This is a genomic window from Variovorax atrisoli, from assembly GCF_014195185.1.
In the GTDB taxonomy this organism is placed as follows: Bacteria; Pseudomonadota; Gammaproteobacteria; order Burkholderiales; family Burkholderiaceae_C; genus Variovorax; species Variovorax atrisoli.
This window is the reverse complement of the sequence record NZ_JACIBG010000001.1, coordinates 648,194-672,936: the sequence shown is the minus strand read 5'-3', so window position 1 is coordinate 672,936 and position 24,743 is coordinate 648,194. Positions and strand designations below refer to the sequence as shown.

Sequence of the window (24,743 nt, the reverse complement as noted above, 5' to 3'; positions counted from 1 at the left end):
TCCTCACTTGGGTTCGCTGTCGGGGGCGGCCGGGGCCGGGGTGGAGCTTTCGAGTGCTCCGTTGAGATAGACCTCGGCGCGGCTGGGCACCACGTGGTTGTCCGTCGGCACCCGCGGCGCCTCGGCCAGCGGCTTCACCATGCGCGGCGTGATGACGAACATCAGCTCGGTCTGCTCGTTCTGGAACTCGGTGCTGCGGAACAGCGCGCCCATCACGGGCACCTCGCCCAGTCCGGGAAAGCGCTTGATCGACTCCGTCACGTTGGCCTTGATGAGCCCGGCGATGACGAAGCTCTGCCCGTCGTTGAGCTGCACGGTGGTGTCTGCGCGCCGCACCGTGAGCGAAGGCAGCACCGCCGTGACGCCGCCGACCGTGGTGAAGGGAGACCCGGTCTGCGACAGGTCCGACACCTCGGACACCATCTTCAGGTTGACCCGGTTGCCGTTGAGCACCGTGGGCGTGAACTTGACCCCGATGCCGAACTCCTTCTCCTCCAGCGTGATGTTGGTGCCGCTGCCGCCGGCCGCGTTCTGCGCCACCGGGATGAAGATCTTGCCGCCCGACAGGAAGCTCGCCTGCTGGCCGCTGATGGCCATGATGTTGGGCTCCGCGAGGATGCGCACCAGGCCGTCGTCCTTCTGGCCGTCGATGGTCACCGTGCCGCGGCCGATGCGCAGCGCCTGCACCAGGCCGCCGCCGCCGCTCAGGAAGTTCGAGACCAGCGAGTAGCTGTTCAATCCGCCGCCGCTGGTGCGCGAGAGATTGATGCCGCCGCCCAGCCTGTCGAGCAGCGACTTGCTCACCTCGGCGATCTTCACCTCGAGCATCACCTGCTGCGGCGTCGCCACGCGCAGCAGGTTCACCACCTTCTTGCCGTCCGCGCCATAGGCGGAGGCCAGGCTCATCACGTCGTCGAGCTTGAGCGCGTCGCTGATCTCGCCGGTGAGCACGATCGACTTCTCCGCGCTGCGCACGTGGATGCGCCGCTCCTCGGGCATCAGCTCGGCCAGCTTGGCCTGCAGCGCCATAGGGTCGATGGTGACGACCACGTCCTTGATGTAGCAGGTGCCGTCGGCGCTTTGCAGCACCACGTTCATCGAGCCCGCCTGGCGGCCGCGAAAGAACAGGTCCGTCGGGCTCAGCAGCGTGACGTCGACGTCGGCGATGCCGTCGCCGTTGTTCGCGTTCGCTGGCGGCGGCGCGACGGGCTGCATGCCCGCGGGCACGGCCGCCATCGCCGCGGCCGGCACCGGTGCGCGGCTCGGCGGCTGCCCGCTGACCACGATGCGCACCACGCGCGTCTTCAGTGGAATGACGACCGACTTGCCCAGCACGGCCTGCGTGGGCTGGTCGTCGGGAATGATCGCGGTGCAGCGGCGGGTGCCGTTGGCTGTGCTGCCGGCGACCGCCGGCGGCACCGCGACGATGGCGGTCGCCGGCACGGCGGCCACGGTGGAAGCGGTTGCGGCGGCGGCCTCTGCAGCCGTGGCGGGAGCCGACACGGTCGCGAGGGTCGCCAGAACGCTGGCGAGTGTTGTGGAGATATGGCGCACTTGGTGTTCCTCCTGTCGGTTCGTGTCGGTCGTTTCGGAGTTGGTCGGGAGCGAGGCGATCAGAAGCAGGTCAGCGAGCGGGCTGCGTTCTGGATCACTTCGACGCAATCTGAAGCGGGTGCCGCGGGCCCTGCACGCTGGACTCGCGGACGGGCCGGAGCCGGCGCGGGTGCCGTGGCGGCGACCTGCACGATTTCCTTCGCGCCGAAGAGCTGGCCCTTGGTGATGCCGTCGGTGGCCACCGTGGTCTTGTCCATCTGGTTGCGAAGCACCAGGGACAGCGTGCCCACGCTGCGCGCCAGGTCGAGCTTCTCGGAGTCCTCGAGCGAGAGCTCCAGCGTGACGGCGCTCACCACCTTCGGCTTGGTGTCGTCGCGGTTGGCCTCCTGCGCCACCGCGAGCACCAGCACCTTCTCGAGCACGGTCTTGCTGATCTGCAGGGCCTCTTCGCCGCGGCCTTTCTCCTGCTGGGCGTTGACCATCACGTCGACGTAGTTGCCCGGCAGCGCGAAGCCCGCCACGCCCACCACATCGTTGACGCGCACCGTCATGGCCCGCTTGCCGGTGGCGATCACCGCCGAGAGCCCGCCCTGGGTACCCACCGGCGCCAGCTTGCCTTCGACGATCGCCTCGCCGCGCAGCACGCCGACCTTCACCACGCGCTCGTCGAGCGCCTTGATGTCGCTGAACGCGCCGTTGGGCACCGAGCCGCGGGGCCAGTCGACCGTGGTGAGCATCTGCGGGTTGACGCGGCTGCCCAGTTCGATGTCGACAGCCGCAACGACGACCTTGTTCGACGCGATGCCGCCCTGCTTCGAGATCCATCCCGCCGCATAGACGGCGGCCGCCAGCCCGGTCAGCAGGGCCAGAAGGATCAGCCCGATCGCCTTGATGTTCTTCATGTGAACCTCCGTCGCAGATGAATGAAGAGAGGGTGGAAAGAGAAGAAGGAACGCCTAGACGTAGCCCAGCTGGTGCGCGAGCACCTCGATGGCCGTGCCCGCCGCGATGCAGATGCCGTAGGGCAGCTTGCCGATGGACAGGCTCGCGTCGATGCGTCCCGAAGGTCGGATGCCGGCGATGCCCGAGAACATCACGCCCTGGGCGGCGTCCTTGACGTTGGCCAGCATGTGGCCCACGCGGCGCCGGTGGATCGCGAAGGCCATGGCCGCCACGCCGCCGGCAATGAAGGTGAAGAGCACCGCCATCAGCGTCTGCTCCGGCCCGATGAAGGCCCCGGCCATGGCCATCAGCTTCACGTCGCCGGCGCCCATGATCCCGATCACGTAGAACGGCACCATCGCCGCGAAGCCGATGCCCAGACCGCCGAAGGCGCTGGCGACTCCCACGGCCGGCGTGCGTGCGGCCAGCGTGCCGTACACCAGCGCGAAGAGCGCGCCGCCGAAGGTCAGCCAGTTGGGAATGCGGTAGGAGCGCCAGTCGCTGACCGCAGCCACGGCCAGCAGTGCGAACAGCGCGAGCATGCGAAGGTCGGAGACCAGCATCGCCAGCAGTTCGAGGACGGCGTCGAATTCATGCATGTCGGTCTCCCCGTTTTCAGGCGCCGCGCCGGATGGCCAGCAGAAGCAGCAGGAGCACGACCATCACCAACGACCCGATGAGCGCGAACTCCATGAACGACATGCCGGCGTCTTCGCGCAGCAGGTTCATGAAGGTCGTCGGCAGCAGTGCGAGCAGTTCCATTCGTGTTCCCCGGTTGTGCGGTTCCGACTGCCTGCCGCCCCGCTTGGGCTTGGGCGTCGGACCATGGGGATGACTGTAGGAATCGGCCTGCATCCGCACATGAGCGCTGCGCCCTTTTGTGGGGGAGACAAATCCCCCGTACGCGCAACCGCGCAGGCAGGACAAAGCGCCCGGGCTCGGCGTGACAACGGACAGATGGCCGAACGGCCAGGTCGACGAGCCCGCGGAGGCTCTTTCGCGGGTTGGGCCGGCCCCGGAACTGGCGTGCAGCGCCGGCGTATTTCAGACGGCCGACCCCGGAGATACCCGCAGAGCGCCCGCAGATTCGATTACCTCGGTTGCATCTGGTTGCCATGGTTCTTCATTGCCATGCCGCAGCCTTCGTCGCGATGGCGGCCATCGTGTGGCGAGCGCGTTTTTCCGCAGCGCCGCAAACGCCTTCGACCACATCTTTCGCAATAGCCTCGCAGTACCCAGCACAAGGCATTTTTCGTTGCTTCCCCGACGCAGAAACTGCACCCCGGTCGTCACGCAAGCCACTCCACACAGCGTCACGGACCGCAGCTGATGGCCGGGTGGTCCGGCAATCGGGGTTTGTTCCACATCAATCGAGGAAGCATCATGAAGAAGACTCTCATCGCCATTGCAGTCGTCCTGGTCGGCAGCGTCGCCTCGGCAACTGTCGGCAGCACCGCGGTCGCCGCGACATCCACCTCCACCGGCTCGTCCAGCGCCGCCGGATCGACGGCCGCCAGCTCCGGCACGGGCAGCGCACTGAGCTACAACTCGGCCACGTCGAGTTCGGCCGCCAATGCCAACGCTTCGGGCGGCGCATTCGCGGTGCCAGGCTTCGCGATCGGCGGTGCTTCCGCAGGCGGCTCGGCCACGACCACGGGCAAGGTGACCAGCATGGCCGTGACGACGGGCAACGGCCTGGCCATCGGCGGCGCCAACGCTTCGGCCAATGCGACCTCTGCAGGCAGCGCCAACTACTCCGCAGGCGGCGCCACGCACGTGAGCGGCAGCGCAGGCGGTGCGGCTTCCTCCACGACCAACAATACGGCCGCGACGGCAGCCGGCCCTGGCGGCGGCATCGCCCTGGTGACCCGCACCTCGACCACCACCTCGGGCTACAACGCTTCCTCCGGTGCGATCAACGGGCCCATCAACGGCACGACCACCTCGGCGACGGCAGGCTCCATGGGCGGCTCCTTCGGCGTGACCAACATCTCCTTCGGCAATGCCGGCGGCTTCACCAACGGTGGCGGCACCGGTGGCACGGCCGGCGCAAGCGCGACCGCCTCGGCTCCCTGAGCCCGGCGCGCACGGTTGCTGTCATCGGCAATGGGGAGGGGCGGCGCCCCTCCCCTCAAGGTTCTCAAAGGAGTCGAAAAATGAAGAAGCTGATCTTTCTTGCGCTGCTGGGCGTTTCCGCAGTGGCCCTCGCTCAACAGACCAACACCAACACCGGCGCGAACAACGGGTCGACCAGTTCGGCCACCACGTCGGCACAGGGCAACAGCCAGTCGGTGACGTTTTCGAGTCCGGCGACCGTGAACACGACGATGACCAGCAACCAGAACGTCAACAACACCGGTGCGACGACCAACACCGTCGACTACCGCGGCAGCTACACGATCAAGAACGTGCCGTCGGTCAACGGACCCAACCTGACGACGAGCAACGACACCTGCATGGGCAGCACCAGCGCCAGCGCCAACGGTGCGGGCGTGGGCCTGAGCTTCGGCACCACCTGGACCGACGAGCACTGCAAGCGCCTGAAGATGAGCCGCGAGCTGTGGAACAAGGGCATGAAGGCCGCCTCGCTCGCGATGGACTGCATGGACCCGGCCGCGATGGCCGCGCTGGAGATGACCGGCACCAAGTGCCCGCAGTCGATGACGGCCGAGGAGCGCGTAACGGCCTACGGTCCGCAGGCCTCTGCCAGCGGCGCGCCCGCCTCGCCGGTGCGTCCGGTGGCTGCGGCGGCACCTGCACCCGCCCCTGCCCCAGCGGCTCCGCAGCCTGTGGCCGTCGTGGCTCCGCCGGCGCCTGCCCCGGTTCCGCAGCAGCAGCAGCAACAACAGCAGGCCGCTGCCGCCTCCGAAGATGCGGGCGTGGTCACCATGCCAGTCATCAGCGCCACGGTGACGCCGATCGACCCGGCCGAAGCGGCCTCCATCCGCGCCGCGTCGCGCATGCTCGACCAGCGCTCCGACGACGTCGCGGCCGCACCGCGCGCTGCGCAGGCCGCGCAATGACCGCACCGGAGCGCCACATGACCCGGTCCGTACTCATCCTCTGGCTGGCCGCGTGCTGCGCGGCCACCACGGCGGCGGCCGCGGCGGTCCAGCAGCAGCCGCTGCGCGTCGAGCGCGTGAACATGGGCAGCGGCCTGCAGAACGCGCGCGGCACCGAAAACGCGCTGCCCGTCGGTTCCCTCGGCGTGTGGCACGTGCCGCAGTACCTGCCTGGCTATCCCACGGCCGCGACCATCTGGCCGCGCGTGATCTTCCTCCAGTGCACGGGGGACCTGTGCGCGGGCTACACGATCACGCCCGAGGTGGGGCGCGGCGAATACCTTTTCTTCGTGCCGGCCGACAAGTAGCAGCGAGCACGTCGCCGGACACGTTCAGGGCGTGCCGCTCTTTCCCAGGCCATGGCGCAGCGATTGCGCCGTGGCCTCGGCCGTGTCGATGCGTCGCTGCAGCTCATCGTTGACCACACCGACCAGCGCAGCGAGCTCGGCCCTGCTGGGATAGAGTTCCTGAGCGTCATTCACCTCCTGCTGGACGATGAGCTTTTCGAGGCACGCGTAGGCGCGCTGCATCGATTGGAGATTGCCGATGTCGTCGCACAGCTGCAGCGCGAGCTGCTCGGCGTCGTGAGAGACGGAGGATTCGGAAGGGGAAGAGACGCGCGCTGATGCGCGAGCGGATGCAGCCATGAGAGGCCTCCAAGGGTTTCGGTTTGCTAAAAACCGACGCGCCCGAGTCCAAGCGGGGCGGCGGCTCGACGGGTTGGACTACCGGGAAACCACTTGCGTGAAACCGGCCGGGCTCGCGCCCGCCCATCGAGCCGCCAAAACTGGAAGCACGAACGACGAAGCCGCAGACCCTGCGGGGTGACTGCGGCTTGCGTCGCAGTAGTTTCAACGGGAGTCCAAGCCCGATCGCGCCCTTGTTCGACGCGACTGGCGCAGTATAGCCACGCGGACTGAGCCCCCTGATAGCTCAAGGGAGCTTTGCTCCACCGCGTCCGAGTCAAACGGGGCGGCGGCTCGACGAGTTGGACTACCGGGCAACCACTTGCGTGAAACCGGCCGGGCTCGCGCCCGCCCATCGAGCCGCCAAAAACTTGAACCCCTTCAGGGAATGCTCCGCGCCACCACGCCCAGGTCGCGCCACGCCTCGGGGTGGCAGCTGAATACCAGGATCTGGTGCCGCTGCGCCGCGTCGTACAGCACCCGCTTCATCTGCCGCAGGCGCTCCTCGTCGGTGTGGACCAGCGCGTCGTCGAGGATGAGCAGCGTCGGCTTGTTCGCCTCCCTCAGCAGGTCGGCATAGGCCAGCCGGGCGACCACGCCCATCTGCTCGCGCGCGCCCACGCTGAGCTCCTCGAACTCGCCGCTCTGGGCGCCGCGCAGGCCCTGGCGCGTGATGCGGCCGGGCGAGAGATCGTCGCCGACCTCGATCTGCGCGCCGGGGAAAAGGATCTGCAGGTAGTGGTCGAGGTGCTTCTGCAGCGGCGCGCGCAGGCGCCGCGCCAGTGCCGAGCGCTTCTCGCGCAGCAGCTTGAGCAGGTGGTCGAGCGCCCTCGCCCGCCGTTCGAGCTCGGCGCATCGGCGCGTGGCGTGTTCCAGCTCGCGCTGCTTCTCCGAAGCGGCTTCTTCCTGGCCCAGCGCGCCCTTGGTCTCCAGTTCGACTTCGAGCCGCGTGATCTCATTGGCGCGCTGGCTGTGCGCGGCCTCGGCCTGCCTTGCGCTGCGCTCCAGTCGCTCGACGTCCTGCGCGAGCACGGGCAGGTTGACGGTCTGCAGGCGCTGCGCGAGTTCCGCGAGGCGGTCCTGCATGGACGACTGCTGCGCCAGCGCATCGGTCAGCGCGCCGCCGGCCTCGGCCTTTCTGCCGGCACGTGCGGGATCGTTCAATGTCGCCTGGACGGCGGCGAGCTCGTCTTCGGCCGCCTTCACCTGTTCGCGTGCGTTGCCGGCCGCGACCTTCGCATCGTTGAGCGCGGCCGACGCATCGGCCAGCGCTGCGCGTGCAGCGGCTTCGGCAGACTCGGCCGAAGGCACGGCGATGTCTGCTTCCGATGCGGACGGCATGCTCTGCAACACCTGCCGGGCTTCGGCCAGGCGCGCTTCACGCGTCGCGACGTCAGCGGCAAGGGCGCCGAGTCCTTTGGGGGCCAGTGCCGCCAGCACGGCTTCGGCGGCGCCGGCTTCGCTCTTGCGAAGCGCGTGCAGGCGCGTGCGCTCCTCGACGGCGGCCACGCTCTCCGCGCGCAGGCCCCGCAGCAGCGCGGCAAGCTCGTCGCGCGCACGGTCGCGCTCGATGGCGAGGCTTTCGAGGTCGGCACCGCCCGGCAGCACGCTGATGCGGCCCACGCCTTCGATCTCGATGTCGGTTCGGGCGATGACGGTCCGGCGCTGCGAGCCCGCCAGTTCAACGCCCGCCACGCGGACGCCGGCGCCGGGCTGCAGCTCGAACTCCAGGGCCGTGGCCACGGCGTCGAGCCTCGCCTGCGCGGTGCGAAGCGTGTCGGCGCACTGGCGCAGCCGCTTGAGTTCACTGTCAGGCACCGCGAGCGACTGCGCCTCGGACTGCAGGCGGGTCACCTTTTCCTGCTCGGCCTTCGCCTTCTCGTGGCTCTGGGAGAGCGCGGAAAGTTGTTCGGCCAGGCTCTGGACGGCGTTCTCCTGCGCGATGCGCGACGCGGCCTGGCGCGCCACTCGAAGGTTCTCGCGCGCTTCGGCATCGGCCTTCGTGGCGGCCGCATGGCGTGGCTCCCAGGCCTGCAGTTCGCCGAGCGCCTTGGCCAGGGCTTGCTGTGTTTTCTGCAGGTTCGCCTCGCGCTGGGCGAGCGAGCCTTCCTCGCGCTCCATCGACTGCAGCTGGGTGCGCCATGAATTCACCTGCGCGGCGATCTGCCTGAGCGCGGCTTCCTGCGCGGTCTTCTTCTCGTCCAGGCCCCGGGCTTCGTCGAGCCGCTGCTGGGCGGCGGCAAGTTGTTCGCGCAATGCCGCCCAGGGTCGGGCGGCTTCGTCGCGCTGGTGATCTCGCCGCAGGTTCGTCAGGCGGTCGACACCCGACTGGTACGACTCGATGTCGGCATGCAGCCGCTGCAGATCGGCTTCGAGTTCGGCACGCAGCTTGATCGCATCGGCGTAGGCGCCGCGCGGCGTTCCGGCAGCGGGCGTCAGCAGCTCGTTGCGCTCGGCTTCCACCGCCTTGAGTACCGCGTCGCCATTGCTCGAAGCCAGCTCGCCCAGCGATTCGCCGAGCGCGTTGCGCAGATGGTCGCTCGCAAAGCCGACCGCGCTGGCGATGTCGTGCGAAGTACCCTGCCTGATCCACAGCAGCCCCGGAATGCCCATGTGCTCGGGCGTGCTGGCGCCCTTGCCCGGAAAGCGGAAACCCAGCAGCGCCGCGAGGTGGTCTTCGGCCACGGCGCCGTCCATGGCGCGGCCATCGATCACCAGCTCGCAGCGCTTCTTGCCGAGGAAGGCCTTGGTGAGCCGGTAGCGCTTGCCGTCGAGTTCGAAATCGACCTCGACCATCGGCGTGGCCGAGCTCTCGCCCCAGGGCCGCAGGTGCTCGACCGCGCTGGAGCGATGCCGCTCGAAGAACGCGGCACGGATGGCCTCGGCGACGGTCGATTTGCCCGACTCATTGGGTGCGGCGAAGAGATTGAGCCCGTCCGTCAGGCCGTCGATTTCGAGCGGCGCGCGGAAGAGCTTGAAGTTCTCGATGCGAAGACGCTGCAGCTTCATGCGGCGGCTCCCGCCTGCGTACCGAGGATGCGCGCGAGCGTGAGCAGCGCGTCGCGTGCCAGCTCGGCGTCGGCGCCGCCCTGCTGCTCGCGCAATGCCTGCAGCGCCTCGCCGACGAAGCCGTCGGCGTGTAGCGCCTGGATGTCGTCCTCGGTCGGCTCCAGCCGCAGCGCCTCGCCGTCCCACACCAGGGCGCGGGCACGGGCGCGGGCGGCATCGAGGGCGGCGTTCAGCCGGTTGTGGCCCGCAAGGTCGCAGGTGCCTTGCGCGCGCAGCTGCAGTACGTCGCCGCTGCCGATCTGCTCGAGCCTGCGCACCAGCTCGTCGATGTCGGAGGACACGGCGAGGCGCGGCTCCCACTGCTGCCAGTCGAACTGGCCGGTGCGCACGGGCTCGACCGCCGGCAGCGCGCCGCGGCCTTCGATGCGCACCAGCAGCGCCTGGCCGGAGTCGTTGGCGCGGAAGCGGTCGGTCTCGGGCGTGCCGGCGTACCAGGTGCGCTCGTCGATCTGCCGCGTGCCGTGCCAGTCGCCGAGCGCGAGGTAGTCGAGCCCGGCCTGCGCGGCGCGGCCGGCGGCGATGGGGTTGGTGGAGTCGATGTCTTCCGAGAGGATGCCCTGCACGCTGCCGTGCGCGAGGCCGATGCGGGGCAGGCTCCCATCCTCCGGCTCTGCAGTGGAGAACCACTCGGTGAGGTCGCCATAGGTGTGGCGCTGCGTGAGCGGCGCGGGCAGCAGCGTGAACTTACCCGCCACGGTGTGCGGCCTGGGCTCCAGGCAGCACACGACGTTCGGCGCGATGGCGCCCAGCCGCTGCGCCCGGCTCCAGACCGATTCGCTCAGCGCCGAATCGTGGTTGCCCGGGATCAGCAGCCACGGCCCGGTGAAGCCCTGCATGGCGTTGAACATGCGGCGAATGGTCTTGTCCGACACAGTCTGCAGGTCGAACACGTCGCCCGCGACAAGCACCGCGTCGACCCGGCGCTCGGTGGCGATGGCGGCCAGACGCTCGACCACCTTGAAGCGCGCCTCGAACAGGGCCGAGGCATCGTCGGGCTCGAATTGAGAAAACACCCGGCCGATCTGCCAGTCCGCGGTGTGGAGCAAAGAAATCATGCGTCGTGGCCCTCCTCTTCGCCTACCGCGTCTGCATCGCTCTGGTCATTTCTGAACAGCGAGCATCTTAGAGGCAGAGGGCACGCGCTCCTGCTGCGTGGCGACCCCTTCCCGGGGCGCGGCGGATCAGGCCTTGGCGTCGGCAGGGTCCGCGCACTCCTGCAGGAGCGCAGCCGACTGGGTGACCTGCTCGGCGAGCTGCTCGCGCAGCGGGCGCCACTCCAGGCTGAACGGGGCAAGCAGGAACCACTGCGTGGTCACGGCCAGCACGATGCCGAGAATGATGAACACCCAGTACACGAGTTCCATTGCCGCCCCTTTTGAAAAAATCGATCAGCGCGGGAGTCTGCGTGCTTCGCGGGCGGCGCGATATCGCCAATTCGGGGGATGCCGTTCGCCAGAGGCGGTGCAAGGCCACCGCCGCGCGAACTCGCTCACCTTGCCGGGAGGTACTGGCGCGGATCGACGGCGTTGCCGCGATAGCGGATCTCGAAGTGCAGGCGCGGGCGGCCGCCGTCGGAGCTGCCGATCTCGGCGAGCTTCTGGCCCTGCTTCACCTGCTGGCCCTGCTTGACCTGGACCGCGCGCAGGTTGGTGTAGACCGACATATATGAACCGCCGTGGTCGACCATCACCACGCTGCCGTAGCCGCGCAGCGTTTCGGTCACCGCCACCTTGCCGGCACCGATGGATGCGACGGGGTCGCCCAGGTTGCCGCCGATGTCGATGCCCTTGCTGCTGGTGCCGTTGAAGCCGGTGATGACGGCGCCCTGCGAGGGCCAGCTCCAGTCGCTGCGTCGCGACGCGGGGGGCGACACCGGCTCGGGCGCCGAGGCCCGGGGCGGCCTGGCGCGCTCCGCACGTTCGGAGCGCTCGGGGCGATCGGGCCGTTCACGGCTCGGGGGAGGCTCCGCGGAGGCCGCGCCGCCCGGCGGAACCACGCGCAGCACCTGCCCCGCTTCGAGCTTGTCGGGGTCCTGAAGGTTGTTCCAGCGCGCGATGTCTGCCGGCGAGCGGCCCGACCGGGACGCGATGCGATAGAGCGTATCGCCCGGCTGGACGACATATTCGCCCGGCCCCGCCACCGGCGCCTTGGGAGACGTGGAGCACGCCGCCACCATCAATGCCGCGGCAAGCACCACGCCCGCGCGCCAGTTCCTTCCTGTCACAACCACTATCGGATTCCTCCTGCACAACCTGGATCTCGCGCTCCCGGACCTGCGGGACCGCGCTCGAAGAATGCGCGAAGGCTAACAGCAGTCGCCGGGCGCTCCGGCGGCGACGGGGCTTTTCCGCCTCAAGACGGCACCCGACCCGGTGATGGCGGCAATGCGGATCAATTGCCTGGAAAAAGCCCCGGGAAAGTTATTCGGAGCAACCTGCCTGGATATGTGAATCACATCGGGTAATAGGATGTCGCGGAGATTTTTGCGGCCTTCTTCAAAATGGATTCACATCTCTACTGCAAGCCGCCGCAATTTTTCAATTTTCAGATTTTGTTCTGATATTCCTTATTAGGTTACAAGCCCTGCCAATTGAATACAGTTGGCCCCGGGAGGATGTTTCATTTTTCGACGTCTCTTCCGGTGCGTTTTCCGCATGGCTGCAGGTGCGCACGACGACGGCGCCGGGGTCGCTCCCAACACAGGCGCCGACCGCGCTTTCACCCGAAATCCCCTCGAATCTCCCCCTGAGTACCTCGCTTCTACCGCGCTTCGGAGCCGGTTCGGACGGGTCGGCGAACGACCTTTTCACTCCAAACGGCGCATCAGTTACCTCGTACTGGACGGTTCGGGTAGTACGTATGCGAAATAACTTTATCCAGTTGTAACTAGGGCCTTAAGTTAACACAACGGCATCAGCAAACACCCTAGGATGAAGTCACGAAAAAGCACGGACCACCTCCTGTTCTTTCAATTGATGCCAATGGATTTTCCAATGGCACGGACGCTTTCGCGCTATTTCTTTCGGGATATTTACGTGGAAATTCAAACTGTTTCGCAGCCGGCCCAGGCAACTCCAGAGCCTTCTCTGGAAGGCCTTTTCGCGCTGCGATCCAATTCGAAAGGCCCCGTCGGCCGCCGCGCCGGCGCGGTAGCCCTGTCCTCCCGTCTCGCCGGTGACTGGACGCGCCGGCATGCAGACGGCGACCAGCTTCCCGACACCCTCTTCGCAGCCGCCTGGCTGCTGCTGCAGTCGCGCTGGCTCGGCATCGCGCAGCCTGTGCTGCACGAGCCGGGTCGCGCCCCGGTCGCCGTGTCGTTCGACGCGGCCAGTTCCGCCGACGCGTGGCTGGCCGTCGTGGATGCCAGCCGCCGCAATACCACTGAGCCGGCGCAGCAAGCAGCAGCCGCCCCTTCGCTGTGGCTGCGGGAAGAATCGGAAAGCGCAGACGCCCCGGTGCGCCTGCGCTTCGACGCGGCGACCGCCACTCTTCATATGGATGCGGCCGAAAGCCTGATGGATGCTGCCGACATCGACCAGCTGCTCGCCGCCCTCGTCGACACGGCCCAGGACCTGTTCGATCGCCCCGACGCCGCCATCGGCGACATCCGCACCCAGCCGCAAGCCGACCGCGCCGACCAGCTCGACGCCTGGAACACCGCCCTCGCGCCGGTGGACGCGGCCCTGACCGTGCCGGCCGTGTTCGCGCGCCAGGTGGAGACGGCGCCCGACGCCATCGCCCTCGCGCAGGGCGACGCGACGATGAGCTACGGCGAGCTCGACCGCCGCTCCAGCGACCTCGCGCAGCGCCTGCAGAGCCTGGGCGTGCAGCCGGGCGACGGCGTGGGCATGCTGCTGGAGCGCTCGATGCCGGCCATCGTCGCGCAGCTCGGCATCCTCAAGGCCGGCGCCGCCTACGTGCCGGTGCCCACGGACTACCCGGCCGACCGCATCGCCTACATGCTTGCGGAAGCCGGCGCGCACCAGGTGCTCACCACGCAGGAGCTGCGGCATCTGGTTCCGCCCGGTCAAGCCGTTTTTCTGGTCGACGAGATTGAAGACAAGCAGAACCGTGGTTTCTTGAATCCACCGGCCATCGACGCCGAATCGGTGGCCTACGTCATGTACACCTCGGGCTCCACGGGCACGCCCAAGGGCATCGAGATCTGCCATCGCTCGATCCTGCGGCTGGTGGTGGACGTGGACTACGTCGACCTCGCCCCGGGCCTTGCGATGCTGCACGCGGCGCCGCTGGGCTTCGATGCAGCCACGCTCGAGATCTGGGGCCCTCTGCTCAACGGCGGCTGCTGCGTCATCCACGACGAGCGCGTGCCCACCGGCGCGGGCCTGGCTCGCACCATCGAGCGCCACGGCGTGCACACCGCATGGCTCACGGCGGCGCTCTTCAACGCGGTGATCGACGACGACCCGGTGCACCTCGCCGGCCTGCGCCACCTGTTCACCGGCGGCGAGGCACTTTCCGTGCCGCACGTGCGGCGCGCGCTTGCCGCACTGCCGCAGCTCACCCTGAGCAACGGCTACGGTCCCACCGAGTGCACCACCTTCGCGGCCACGCACCGCATCGCCGCGCCGCTGGCCGAGGGGCTGCGCTCCATTCCGCTCGGCCGGCCGATCAAGAACACCGTGCTGCGCGTGCTGAGCCCGTCGATGGCGCTGCTGCCGACCGGCTTCGTGGGCGAGCTCTGCATCGGCGGCCACGGGCTGGCGCGCGGCTACCTGCGGCAACCCGGGCTCAGCGCCGAGCGCTTCGTGCAGGACCCCTTCGGCGCACCCGGCGAGCGGCTCTACCGTACCGGCGACCTCGCGCGCTGGCTGCCCGACGGCACCATCGAATTCATCGGCCGCCGCGACGGCCAGGTGAAGATCCACGGCCACCGCATCGAGACGGGCGAAGTCGAGGCCGCGATCCTCGCGCACCCGGGCGTCCAGTCGTGCGCCGTGGTCGCCCGGCCCGACGGAAACGGGCAGTTGCGCCTGGTCGCCTATCTGGTTTCGCGCTCTGCGGAACAGCGGCCTTCCTGGGAGGCCCTGCGCGCCCATCTGGCAGACCGGCTGCCCACGGCGATGGTGCCGTCGGCGCAGGTGTGGCTCGCCCAGCTGCCGGTCACCTCCAACGGCAAGCTCGACCGCAGGGCGCTGCCCGAGCCGGCGGGCGAGCGCCCCGACCTCGCCCAGCCCTTCGAGGAGGCGCGCGACGCCTTCGAGCAGCGTGTCTGCGATGCGTTCGCGCGTGCGCTGCGCATTGCGAAGGTCGGGCGCAACGACAACTTCTTCGACCTCGGCGGCGACTCGCTGCTCGTGCTGCAGGTGCTGGCCGACCTGCGGCAGGACTCGGCGGTGCCGCTGTCGGCCAACCTTTTCTTCCGCAATCCCACACCAAAAGCGATGGGGGCGCGGATGCACCCGGCGGACGAACAGCCCGCCGAGGCCGCTGCGGCCGGTTTCAAGGATCGACCGACCGCAGCGGCCACCCATCTCGAAGACGCCGTCGCGCTGATCGCCACGGCCGGGCGCTTTCCCGGCGCGGCCGACGTGGAGCAGTTCTGGGACAACCTCGTCGCCGGGCGCGACACCATCAGCTTCTTCGACGACGCCACGCTCGACGCAGGCATCTCCGAGGCGCTGCGCAGCGACCCGGCCTACGTGCGCGCCCGCGGCGTGATCGACGGCATCGAGGACTTCGACGCCGCCTTCTTCGGCATCAGCCCGAAGGAAGCGCAGCTCATGGACCCGCAGCAGCGCGTGTTCCTCGAGATCTGCTGGGAGGCGCTGGAGCGCGCCGGCTACGTGCCCGACGCCGCGCCGGGCCCGGTGGGCGTGTACGCCGGCATGTACAACGCGACCTACTTCCAGCGCCACGTGAGCACGCGGCCCGACCTGGTGGAGCCGGTGGGCGAGTTCCAGGTGATGCTGGCCAACGAGAAGGACTACATCACCACCCGGGTGGCGAACCGGCTCAACCTCACCGGCCCGGCCGTCAGCGTGCACACCGCCTGCTCGACCTCGCTGGTGGCGGTGGCCCATGCGTTCCATGCGCTGCGCACGGGCCAGTGCTACATGGCGCTGGCCGGCGGCGCCTCGGTCACCTGCCCGCCGCGCAGCGGCTATCTCTACAACGAGGGCTCGATGCTCTCGCCCGACGGCCACACGCGCAGCTTCGACGCGCAGGCGCAGGGCACGGTCTTCAGCGACGGCGCCGCGGTGGTGCTGCTCAAGCGGCTGGCCGACGCGCAGGCCGACGGCGACACCATCTACGCCGTGCTGCGCAGCGCCTGCGTGAACAACGACGGCGGCGCCAAGGCCAGCTTCACCGCGCCCAGCGTCGACGGCCAGGCGGCCGTCATCCGCGCCGCGCTGGCGGCAGCCGACGTGGACGCGCGCAGCATCTCGTACGTGGAAGCGCACGGCACCGCCACGCCGATGGGCGACCCGGTGGAAGTCGAGGCACTGGCTTGCGCCTACGCCGAGCACACCGACGCGCTGGACTTCTGCACGCTGGGCTCGCTCAAGAGCAACGTGGGCCACATGGTCACGGCGGCGGGTGCGGCAGGCCTCATCAAGACGGCGCTGGCGCTGCACCACGAGCAGATCCCGCCGACCGTGCACTTCAGCGCGCCGAACCCGGCGATCGATTTCGCGCGCACGCCTTTCCACGTCACCGCGAGCCTGCAGCAGTGGCCGCGCACGCAGCAGCCGCGCCGCGCGGGGGTCAGCTCCTTCGGCGTGGGCGGCACCAATGCGCACGTCATCGTCGAGGAAGCGCCGCCGCGGCCCGCCTCGCCGCCGGCCTCGGGCGACCAGGTGCTGCTGCTCTCGGCCCGCTCCGAGGCGGCGCTCGACGTCGCCGCCGGCCAGCTCGCCGCACACCTGGAAAGCCATCCCTCTCTTCCCCTGGCCGACGTGGCCCACACCCTCTCGGTCGGCCGCAAGGCCCACGCCTTCCGCCGCGCCGTGGTGGCCGGCGGCACTGCCGAAGCCATCGCCGCGCTGCGCGATGCCGCGTCGCCCCGCGCCGCCAGCGGCCGCGCGGCCTCGCGCGCACGGCAGCTGGTGCTGATGTTCCCCGGCCAGGGCGCGCAATACGCCGGCATGGGCCGCAACCTCCATGCGAACGACCCGGTGTTCGCCGCAGCCTTCGACGACTGCATGGAAGCCTTCGCCGGCGCCACGGACTTCGACCTGCGCGAGCGCATGTTCAGCGACGACCCGCAGGCGCTGGCACCCACGGCCGCCACGCAGCCCGCGATCTTCACGCTCGAATACGCACTCGCCCGCCGACTCCTGGCACTGGGCGCTCGTCCGCATGCGCTGGTCGGCCACAGCGTGGGCGAGTTCGTCGCGGCCGTCATCGCCGGCGTGATGCGGATCGAGGATGCCGCCCGGCTGGTCGCCCGCCGCGGCGCGCTCATGCAGGCGCAGCCCGCGGGCGCGATGCTGTCGGTGCGCATGGGCGCGGCCGATCTCGCCGGCCGGCTCGGGTCCGGTCTTTCGCTCGCCGCCGACAACGGCCCCACGGCCTGCGTGGCCGCCGGCCCCTTCGAGGAAATCGCCGCGCTGCAGGTCGCGCTGGAGGCCGACGGCATTGCCTGCCGCGCGCTGCAGACCTCGCATGCCTTCCACTCGGCCATGATGGAACCGGCCGTCGCGCCCTTCGAGGCGCTGGTGGCCAGGGTGGCGCTGCGCGCGCCGCAGATCCCGATCTTCTCGACGCTCACCGGCCAGCCGCTCGAAGACGCCGACGCCACCAGCCCGGCCTACTGGGCCCGGCACCTGCGCGGCACGGTGCGTTTCTCGCCGGCCCTGCGCAGCGCGATGGCGCAGCTGCAGAACCCGCTCTTCGTCGAGGCCGGCCCGCGCAACACGCTCGCCACGCTGGCACGCCAGCACGGTGCCAAGGCGGACAGCGTCGCTGCGCTGCTGCACCTGGAGCCCGGCGCCGATGCCGACGAGGCACGCACCCTTCGACTGGCACTCGCGCGCCTGTGGGCCCGCGGTGCCGAGGTCGAGCTCTCGCGCCTGACCGCCCGTGCCGGCGCGCAGCGCGTGCGCCTGCCGACCACGCCTTTCGAGCGCAAGCGCTGCTGGGTCGACATCGCCCCGGCCCCTGTCCCTGCGCCCGCCGCCAGTCCCGCCGCTTCTCCCGTCGTTTCGTCCATTGCGGCTGCGCCCGTCGCCGCCGTCGTCGTCCCACCCATTTCCCTGGAGCCGATCGTGACCGCCGCTACGCCCTCGCCGCTTCCTCCGCCAGCCGCATCGCCCATCGACGCTCGCCTGCGCGCCCTGTTCGAAGACATCTCCGGCCTCGACATGGCCCAGGCCGAGGGACAGGCGCCCTTCGGCGAACTGGGCCTCGACTCGCTCACGCTCACGCAGGCGGCCACGCAGATCAAGAAGCACTTCAAGGTCGGCGTGAGCTTCCGCCAGCTGATGGAGAACTACCGCAGCTTCGACGCGCTCTCGGCCTTCCTGCGCGAGAGCCTGCCGCCCGAGGCGGCGCCGGCCCCCGCCGCCCCGATGGCTCCGGCGGCGAGCGCGCCAGTCGAAACCGCGGTCTCCGTCATGCAGGCGGCCGTGCAGCAGCCGATGCCGGCGCCGATGCCGGTCTATATGCCCGTGCAAGGCAGCGCCGCCATGGGCGACGCCCATCTGCCCCAGCTGATTTCGCAGCAGATGGAATTGATGCGCCAGCATCTCGCGCTGCTGTCGGGCGCCGCCGCCGCAGCGCCGCTGGTGACGCTGCAGGCCGTGGCGCCGGTGCAGGCCGTTTCCGCCCCCGCGGCGGTTGCACCGGCAGCCGCGCCCGCCCCTGTCGTTGCCGCCGCTGCCGCCGACGAGCCCGCGCAGCCCGTGCGCTACGACGTGAGCAAGGCCTTCGGCGCCATCGCCCGCATCCACACCCAGCGCACCGCCGAGCCCAGCGGCCGACAGAAGGCGCGGCTGGCGGCCTTCATCCGCCGCTACGTGGAGCGCACGCGCAAGAGCAAGGAATTCACCGAGGCGAACCGCCCGCACATGGCCGATCCGCGCGTGGTCAACGGCTTCAGGCCGATCACGAAGGAGATCACCTACCAGATCGTCATCGAGCGCTCCAAGGGTTCGAAGATGTGGGACCTCGACGGCAACGAGTACGTCGACGCGCTCAACGGCTTCGGCATGAACATGTTCGGCTGGCAGCCCGACTTCGTGCTCGACGCCGTGCGCCGGCAGCTCGACGCGGGCTACGAGATCGGGCCGCAGCACCCGCTGGCCGCCGAAGTGACGGCGCTGGTGTGCGAACTCACCGGCAACGACCGCGCGGGCCTGTGCAACACCGGCTCCGAGGCGGTGATGGCGGCGCTGCGCATCGCGCGCACCGTCACCGGCCGCAGCACGGTGGTGGTGTTCACCGGCTCCTACCACGGCACCTTCGACGAAGTGCTGGTGCGCGCCGGCAAGGCCGGCAAGGGCCTGTCGGCCGCGCCGGGCGTGATGAGCGGCATGTTCGGCGACATCCGCGTGCTCGACTACGGCACGCCCGAGGCGCTGGAGTTCATCCGCGAGAACGCGGGCGACCTGGCCGCGGTGGTGGCCGAGCCGGTGCAGAGCCGCCGGCCCGACTTCCAGCCGCGCGAGTTCCTGCACGAGTTGCGCGAAATCACCGCGAAGAACGGCTGCTGCCTGATCTTCGACGAGGTCATCACCGGATTCCGCACAGCGCTGGGCGGCGCGCAGGAGTTCTTCGGCGTGCGCGCCGACCTGGCCACCTACGGCAAGGTCATCGGCGGCGGCTTCCCGGTGGGCGTGATCGCGGGCAAGCGCGAGTTCATGGACGCGCTCGACGGCGGCGCCTGGCAGTACGGCGACGACTCCATTCCCGGCGTGGGCGTGACCTACTTCGCCGGCACCTTCGTGCGCCATCCGCTCGCGCTCGCGGCGGCGAAGGCTTCGCTCGATCACCTGAAGGAAGCCGGGCCCGCGCTGCAGTCGGGGCTCAACGCCAGCACCACCGCCATGGCGGCCGAGCTTTCGGGCTGGTGCAAGGAGGTGGGCGCGCCCATCGAGGTCCGGCATTTCTCGTCGCTGTGGCGCGTGAGCTGGCTCGAAGACCATCCGCTGCAGGACCTGCTGTTCGCCATGATGCGCAGCCGCGGGGTCCACATCCTGGACAACTTCCCCTGCTTCCTCACGAGCGCCCACAGCGCCGAGGACATCGCCTTCATCCAGCGCGCCTTCAAGGAATCGGTCGCCGAGATGCAGGAATCCGGCTTCCTGCCGCGCCGCGCAGTGCCCCTCACCGGCTTCGACCTGCACAAGCCCGCCGAGGAAGGCTCCGTACTGGCCCGCGACATCGACGGCCAGCCCTTCTGGTACGTGCCCGACGCGGCCGCCGCCAGCCAGCAACACGTCAACGGAAAGGTCGCAGCATGAACGCCGTTCTCAAGCCCGCCGCGAGCGGCGGTGCCGTGGAGTGCATCATCCCGACCACGGAATCGCAGCGCGAAGTCTGGCTCGGCGCGACGCTGAGCCCCGAGGCCTCGATGGCCTACAACGAGTCGGTGGTGCTGCGCCTGCGCGGCGAACTCGACCACGACGCGCTGGCGCGCTCCATGGCCCGGCTGCTGGAACGCCATCAGGCCCTGCGCTCCACCATCTCGCCCGACGGCACCTGCATGCTGGTGAGCCACCCGGGCGGCAACCCGATGGCAGAGCACGACCTGGCCGGCCTCGCGCCCGATGCCCGTGCGCTGGCGCTGCGCGATGCGCACGACGAAGCCGTGTGCACGCCGTTCTCGCTGGAGCACGGTCCGCTCTTCCGCGCCGCGCTCTACCGCCTCGGCGAAACCGAGCACGAACTGGTGATGTCGGCGCACCACGTGGTGTGCGACGGCTGGTCTTGGGCGGTCATCACCGAGCAGCTGGGCCATCTGTACGCCGAGGAGACCGGCACGGGCCTGAAGCTCAAGGCCGCGCCGCTCTTCTCCGACTTCGCCGCCGAGGAAGCCGCTGCCGCCGCGCACCCCGACATGCAGGCGCACATCGACTACTGGCTGGGCCGCTTCCCCGGCAGCCCGCTGCCGGTGCTCGACCTGCCGCTGGACCGCCCGCGCCCGGCCGCGCGCACCTTCAATTCGCGCCGTGCCGAGCGGCTGCTCGACAAGCGGCTGGTCGCCGCGGTGCGATCGGCCAGCACCAAGGCCGGAATCAGCCTCTTCACCGGCCTGCTCAGCGGCTTCGTGGCGACGCTGCACCGTCTTTCCGGCCAGGACGACATCGTGGTCGGCATCCCGGCCTCGGGCCAGCTCGCGCACGACATGCCGGGCCTGGTCGGGCATTGCGTGAACCTGCTGCCGCTGCGCATCGCCGCGCACGCGGGCATGCGCTTCGATGCGCTGATGGACGAGTGCAACACCGCCGTGCTCGACGCCTTCGACCACCAGGCGCTCACCTATGGCGCGCTGCTGGGCCAGCTCTCTCTGGAGCGCGACCCGAGCCGGCTGCCGCTGGTGAGCGTGGCCTTCAACGTCGACCCCGACGTGGCCAGCAGCGCGCAGGCCTTCACCACGCTGGACGTGGTGCAGGACACCATCGCCCGCCGCTACGAGAACTTCGAGCTCTTCGCCAACCTGCGCCCGCACGAAGGCGGCCTGATGGTCGAGGTCCAGTACAACACCGACCTGTTCGACGAGGTGAGCGTTCTGCGCTGGCTCGACATGTTCGAGTGCGTGCTGCTGTCGGCCTCGCACAAGCCCGACGAGACCGTCGGCCGGCTGGAGGTGCTGTCGGCCGATGCCGCGCGCGACCTGATCGCGCTGCAGCCGGCGCGCGTTCCGCTGGTCGGCGCGCCCCTGGCGCATGCGGGCTTCCTCGCGCGCGTGCCGATGCAGCCCGACAGCCCCGCGGTGCGCGACGGCGCCAGGACCTGCAGCTACGGCGAGCTCGACGCGCTTTCCAACCGCCTCGCACGCGCCCTGCGCGCACGCGGCGTGGGCCGCGGCCAGCGCGTGGGGCTTTGCGTGGAGCGCAGCCTGGAGATGGTGATCGCGATGCTGGGCGTGCTCAAGGCAGGGGCCTCCTACGTGCCGCTGGACACCGCCTTCCCGCAGGCCCGGCTCGACCACTACGCCACCGACGCGGGCCTCAGCCTGATGCTGACCTCGTCGGACATCGCTGTCGCACCGCGCGACTGGCGCGCCGACGCGGGCGCGCGCATCTTCGAGATCGACCGCGAGAACTGGCACCAGCTCTCCGGCGAGCCGCTGCCGCCGAGCGCGGACGACCCGGGCCCCGAAGACGCCTCGTACATCATCTACACCTCGGGCTCGACGGGCCTGCCCAAGGGCGTCATCGCCCATCACCGGGGCGTGGCGCACCTGCTGCAGTGGATGCAGCGCGAATCCAACGTCGGGCCGCACGACCGCATCGCGGCCGTCACCACCCTGTCCTTCGACATGGCGGTGCCCGACCTGCTGCTGCCGCTGGCGGCGGGCGCCGAGCTGGTGATCGTCAAGCGCGAGGTCGCGATGGACGGCACCCGCCTGTCGCGCGCGCTCGACGAGGAGCAGATCACCCTGCTGCAGGCCACGCCCGGCATGTGGCAGCTGCTGCTCGATGCCCAGTGGGCCGGCGGTGCGCCGGGCTTCCGCGGCTGGACCGGCGGCGAGGCGCTGCGCCCGAGCATGGCCCTGGCGCTGTGCGAACGCATGGAAGGCCTGTGGAACGGCTACGGCCCGACCGAGACCACGGTGTATTCCACCGCCTGGCATGTGCGCCCGGAAGAGATCGCCTCGCGCGGTGTCGCCATCGGCAGGCCGGTGGACAACACCGAGATCTGGATCCTCGACGCCGACCTGCAGCCCTGCCCCATCGGCGTGCCGGGCGAGATCTGCATCGCGGGCGAAGGCGTGTCGCTGGGATACATCGACCGCCCCGAGCTGACGGCCGAGCGCTTCGTCACGGTGCGCATCTTCGGCACGCCCAAGAAGATATACCGCTCCGGCGACCGCGGCCGCTGGCGCAACGACGGCCTGCTCGACCACCTCGGGCGGCTGGACTTCCAGGTGAAGGTGCGCGGCTACCGCATCGAGCCCGGCGAGATCGAGGTGCGCTGCTGCGAGGTCGAGGGCGTCTCGCGCGCGGTGGTGATCGCCCGCGAGGACAACCCCGGCGACGTGCGCCTGGTGGCCTACCTCGCGCTCAAGCAGGGCGCGGGCTTCGACCTCGAGACGCTGATGGTGCACCTGCGCAAGCACCTGCCGGCCTTCATGCTGCCGCAGCACGTGGTGACGATGGACGTGCTGCCCAAGCTGGCCAACGGCAAGATCGACCGCGTCGCGCTTCCGCCTCCGCAGGCAGTGGCGCGCGACGAGGTGCGCCGCGGTGCGGCCCCGTGCAACGAGCACGAGCGCAAGGTGCTCGCGCTGATGGAGAAGGTGCTGAGCCTGCCCGGGCTGGACATGCACGACGACTTCTTCACCATGGGCGGCCATTCGCTGCTGGCGGCGCGCCTGACCACGCTGCTGAGCCGCGAGTTCCAGGTGACGGTGCCGCTGCGCACTCTCTTCGAGTCGCCCACGGCCGAGAAGCTGGCAGCCTCCATCCAGGCGCTGCAGGGCTCGGGCGTCGGCCTGCAGGCACCGATCGGCCGCAGCATCGGGCGCACCACCGCGCCGCTGACCATGGCGCAGGAGCGCATCCGCTTCATGGAGCAGCTGCATCCGGGCCGCTCGGTCTACAACGCGCCGTCAGCGCAGCGGCTCACCGGGCAGCTCGATGCGGCGCGCTTCGAGGCGGTGTGGCGCGAAATCATCCGCCGCCAGCCCTCGCTGCGCACCCACATCGGCATCGACGCCGAAAGCGGCAAGCCGGTGCAGGTGATTTCGCAGTCAGCGGAATTCGCCCTGCCGCTGGTCGACCTGCGCAGCCTGCCCGCCGACCAGCGCGAGGCCGAGCTGGCCGAGCGCATGCAGGAGCTGGCGGACCGGCCCATCGACATCCACAGCGCGCCGATGATGCACGCGGCGCTGTTCCGGCTCGACGAGGACGAGCATGTGTTCCTCTTCGTTCCGCACCATCTGATCTGGGACGGCTGGTCCTTCGACCTCATGCAGCGCGAGATGGCGGCGCTGTACGACGCCGCAGAGCGCGGCCGCCCGCACAACCTGCCCGCGCTCTTCACCACCCAGGGCGACTACGCCGAGTGGCTGGAGAAATGGCTCGACGGCCCGGCCTGCGAGGAGCAGCTCGCCTTCTGGCGCGGCCGCCTCGAAGGCGCCAGGGCCGTGCGCCCGCCGGTGACCGACATGCCCCGGCGCGCCGGCAAGAGCGGCCAGGGCGGCGCGCATTGGATCCACATCGACCTGCAGAGCACGCAGCGGCTGCGCGAGATCGCTCGCGACATGGACGTGACGCTGAGCATGCTGACCTTCGGCGTCTACGCGCTGACCATGGCGCAGGTGACCGGCAACGACGCCATCGTCATCGCCAACCCGGTGCGCGGACGCCAGCAGGCGGAGACGGAAGACGTCATGGGCTTCTTCAACAACGTGCTGCCGGTCTCGCTCGCCATCGACCGCTCGCTCACGCTGCCGGCCTTCATGCGCTACGTGAAGCAGGAGCTGCTGTCGATGATGAACAACCAGCAGGTGCCCTTCGAGCGCCTGATGCAGGAGCCGGGCTACGCGGGGCAGATCAAGACCTCCGGGCCCTACCAGTCGATGTTCTCGTTCCAGGACGCGCGCGAACGCTCGCGCTGCGTCGGCAGCCTGCAGACCCGCCAGGTGCACGTGATGCAACACGGCGCCACCGACGACATCGGCGTGTGGCTGATGGACAAGCCGCACGGCCTGGAAGGCGCGCTGATCTACAACGCCGACGTCTACCTGCGCGAGACCGGCGCCCAGCTGCGCGAGCGCTATCTCGAAGTGCTGCGCCGCGTGGCAGAAGAACCCGGCGCCACGCTGGAGCGGATCACCGACCCCGAGACCTCGACCAGCGCCGCCTACCTGCGCAAGATGGCCGCCGCCGACCCCGCCAAGGCGGCCGCGCCCGGCGCAGCGATCGACGGCAACGGCGGTGCGGCAAGAGCGAAGCAGAGCCAGCTCGAACCGGAGCAGGCGCAGCTCGCCAGCATCTGGGCCGAGGTGATCGGCATCGACGTGGCCGACATCCGCGCGGGCGACAACTTCTTCGACCTGGGCGGCGACTCGCTGCTGGTGCTGCGCGCGGTGCAGCAGGCACAGCAGGCGCTGGGCCATCGCGTGGAGCCGCGCCGCTACCTGTTCGAGAACCTCGGGCAGATCGCCGCCTCGCCGCGAGGCGCTGCCGAGGGCGTGCCCTCCGAACTCGCAGAACTCGCCGCCGGCACGGCCGCGCAGCAGCACCGCGGCGGGCTGCTGGGCGCGCTCGGCGGCTGGCTGCGCAAGGGGTGATGG

The 24,743-nt window shown here is 69.8% G+C and carries 14 protein-coding genes; 5 read left to right on the top strand and 9 right to left on the bottom strand.

Annotated elements, in window-relative coordinates; all coding sequences use genetic code 11:
• Positions 1 to 3: 3 nt before the first annotated feature.
• From FHY06_RS03300 to FHY06_RS03285, 4 genes are read right to left on the bottom strand one after another with little or no spacing between them, the layout of a single operon-like run.
• Complete coding sequence (locus FHY06_RS03300) at positions 4 to 1,554, bottom strand: type II and III secretion system protein family protein (RefSeq protein ID WP_184603348.1); 1,551 nt, start codon at positions 1,552 to 1,554, stop codon at positions 4 to 6.
• Positions 1,555 to 1,613: 59 nt separating this feature from the next.
• A complete protein-coding gene (gene cpaB / locus FHY06_RS03295) occupies positions 1,614 to 2,456 on the bottom strand; it encodes a Flp pilus assembly protein CpaB (RefSeq protein ID WP_126181805.1) in 843 nt (280 codons plus the stop codon).
• Positions 2,457 to 2,510: 54 nt separating this feature from the next.
• A complete protein-coding gene (locus FHY06_RS03290; RefSeq protein ID WP_184603346.1) occupies positions 2,511 to 3,095 on the bottom strand; it encodes an A24 family peptidase in 585 nt (194 codons plus the stop codon).
• A gap of 16 nt (positions 3,096 to 3,111) precedes the next feature.
• The gene (locus tag FHY06_RS03285) at positions 3,112 to 3,258 is read right to left on the bottom strand and encodes a hypothetical protein (protein ID WP_019652679.1); all 147 of its coding nucleotides are present in this window, start codon (positions 3,256 to 3,258) and stop codon (positions 3,112 to 3,114) included.
• A 621-nt stretch (positions 3,259 to 3,879) separates the two neighbouring features.
• Between FHY06_RS03285 and FHY06_RS03280 the strand changes: the two genes are divergently transcribed.
• The 3 genes from FHY06_RS03280 (at position 3,880) to FHY06_RS03270 (ending at position 5,866) form a co-directional block, all read left to right on the top strand.
• Positions 3,880 to 4,572 carry a hypothetical protein gene (locus FHY06_RS03280; RefSeq protein ID WP_126181803.1) on the top strand — a complete coding sequence of 231 codons (693 nt, stop codon included), beginning with the start codon at positions 3,880 to 3,882 and terminating at the stop codon, positions 4,570 to 4,572.
• 80 nt (positions 4,573 to 4,652) lie between these two features.
• The gene (locus FHY06_RS03275; protein WP_184603344.1) at positions 4,653 to 5,519 is read left to right on the top strand and encodes a hypothetical protein; all 867 of its coding nucleotides are present in this window, start codon (positions 4,653 to 4,655) and stop codon (positions 5,517 to 5,519) included.
• Positions 5,520 to 5,536: 17 nt separating this feature from the next.
• Positions 5,537 to 5,866, top strand: coding sequence for a hypothetical protein (locus FHY06_RS03270; RefSeq protein ID WP_019652682.1), 330 nt, complete (start codon positions 5,537 to 5,539; stop codon positions 5,864 to 5,866).
• A 24-nt stretch (positions 5,867 to 5,890) separates the two neighbouring features.
• Here the strand turns inward: FHY06_RS03270 and FHY06_RS03265 are convergent, their stop codons facing one another.
• From FHY06_RS03265 to FHY06_RS03245, 5 genes are all read right to left on the bottom strand, one after another.
• Positions 5,891 to 6,205 (bottom strand): hypothetical protein, encoded by a 315-nt coding sequence (locus tag FHY06_RS03265; RefSeq protein WP_184603341.1) that lies wholly within the window; start codon positions 6,203 to 6,205, stop codon positions 5,891 to 5,893.
• A 420-nt stretch (positions 6,206 to 6,625) separates the two neighbouring features.
• On the bottom strand, positions 6,626 to 9,253 hold the full coding sequence (locus tag FHY06_RS03260; protein ID WP_184603339.1) for an AAA family ATPase: 2,628 nt from the start codon (positions 9,251 to 9,253) through the stop codon (positions 6,626 to 6,628).
• Entirely contained in the window at positions 9,250 to 10,368 is a 1,119-nt protein-coding gene (locus FHY06_RS03255) for a metallophosphoesterase family protein (protein ID WP_184603337.1), read from the bottom strand. The genes FHY06_RS03260 and FHY06_RS03255 overlap by 4 nt, the downstream gene beginning before the upstream one ends.
• Positions 10,369 to 10,494: 126 nt before the next feature.
• On the bottom strand, positions 10,495 to 10,677 hold the full coding sequence (locus FHY06_RS03250; protein ID WP_019652686.1) for a hypothetical protein: 183 nt from the start codon (positions 10,675 to 10,677) through the stop codon (positions 10,495 to 10,497).
• Between the two features lie 125 nt (positions 10,678 to 10,802).
• Positions 10,803 to 11,543, bottom strand: coding sequence for a peptidoglycan DD-metalloendopeptidase family protein (locus tag FHY06_RS03245; RefSeq protein ID WP_311733667.1), 741 nt, complete (start codon positions 11,541 to 11,543; stop codon positions 10,803 to 10,805).
• Positions 11,544 to 12,306: 763 nt separating this feature from the next.
• Between FHY06_RS03245 and FHY06_RS03240 the strand changes: the two genes are divergently transcribed.
• Together FHY06_RS03240 and FHY06_RS03235 are read left to right on the top strand one after the other, a co-directional pair.
• Positions 12,307 to 19,740, top strand: a complete 7,434-nt coding sequence (locus FHY06_RS03240) for a polyketide synthase (RefSeq protein WP_184603335.1) — start codon at positions 12,307 to 12,309, stop codon at positions 19,738 to 19,740.
• Entirely contained in the window at positions 19,737 to 24,740 is a 5,004-nt protein-coding gene (locus FHY06_RS03235) for a non-ribosomal peptide synthetase (RefSeq protein ID WP_184603333.1), read from the top strand. The genes FHY06_RS03240 and FHY06_RS03235 overlap by 4 nt, the downstream gene beginning before the upstream one ends.
• The last annotated feature ends 3 nt before the right edge of the window (positions 24,741 to 24,743 follow it).

Bases quoted from the DNA above. Each gene is read 5' to 3' on its own strand.
- FHY06_RS03255 (WP_184603337.1), bottom strand. From the start codon at position 10,368: ATGATTTCTTTGCTCCACACCGCGGACTGGCAGATCGGCCGGGTGTTT.
- cpaB (WP_126181805.1), bottom strand. From the start codon at position 2,456: ATGAAGAACATCAAGGCGATCGGGCTGATCCTTCTGGCCCTGCTGACC.
- FHY06_RS03270 (WP_019652682.1), top strand. From the start codon at position 5,537: ATGACCCGGTCCGTACTCATCCTCTGGCTGGCCGCGTGCTGCGCGGCC.
- FHY06_RS03250 (WP_019652686.1), bottom strand. From the start codon at position 10,677: ATGGAACTCGTGTACTGGGTGTTCATCATTCTCGGCATCGTGCTGGCC.
- FHY06_RS03240 (WP_184603335.1), top strand. From the start codon at position 12,307: ATGGCACGGACGCTTTCGCGCTATTTCTTTCGGGATATTTACGTGGAA.
- FHY06_RS03260 (WP_184603339.1), bottom strand. From the start codon at position 9,253: ATGAAGCTGCAGCGTCTTCGCATCGAGAACTTCAAGCTCTTCCGCGCG.
- FHY06_RS03290 (WP_184603346.1), bottom strand. From the start codon at position 3,095: ATGCATGAATTCGACGCCGTCCTCGAACTGCTGGCGATGCTGGTCTCC.
- FHY06_RS03265 (WP_184603341.1), bottom strand. From the start codon at position 6,205: ATGGCTGCATCCGCTCGCGCATCAGCGCGCGTCTCTTCCCCTTCCGAA.
- FHY06_RS03275 (WP_184603344.1), top strand. From the start codon at position 4,653: ATGAAGAAGCTGATCTTTCTTGCGCTGCTGGGCGTTTCCGCAGTGGCC.
- FHY06_RS03235 (WP_184603333.1), top strand. From the start codon at position 19,737: ATGAACGCCGTTCTCAAGCCCGCCGCGAGCGGCGGTGCCGTGGAGTGC.
- FHY06_RS03285 (WP_019652679.1), bottom strand. From the start codon at position 3,258: ATGGAACTGCTCGCACTGCTGCCGACGACCTTCATGAACCTGCTGCGC.
- FHY06_RS03280 (WP_126181803.1), top strand. From the start codon at position 3,880: ATGAAGAAGACTCTCATCGCCATTGCAGTCGTCCTGGTCGGCAGCGTC.